Source organism: Pseudoalteromonas sp. SIMBA_162 (assembly GCF_046535955.1).
Taxonomy (GTDB): Bacteria; Pseudomonadota; Gammaproteobacteria; order Enterobacterales; family Alteromonadaceae; genus Pseudoalteromonas; species Pseudoalteromonas marina.
The window spans coordinates 1-241 of the sequence record NZ_JAWJBQ010001081.1; the positions used below are offsets into that span (position 1 = coordinate 1).

At 53.9% G+C, this 241-nt stretch carries 1 protein-coding gene; it reads left to right on the plus strand.

The window, feature by feature from the left end:
* Window positions 1–241 (plus strand): hypothetical protein (locus R0J88_RS23025; protein WP_410901320.1); only part of this gene is annotated, 241 nt, incomplete at both ends.

The following is a 241-nucleotide window of genomic DNA, read 5'->3' on the forward strand; positions in this document are numbered from 1 at the left end:
TATCTGAATTCGCTAATAGGTTCCAAAGAGGGCGATAAATTCCGCAAGTTTGCCCAGGGGCTGACGCTGGATAATTTAGTCCATCTCGCTAATCAGCAACTTACCCGGCTGCACGGGCGCTATCTGTTACAGCGCAAAGCCAGCGAGGCGCTGGAAGTCGAGGTTGTTGATACCTGGCAGGCAGATGCGGTACGCGATACCCGTACCCTTTCCGGCGGCGAAAGTTTCCTCGTTAGTCTGG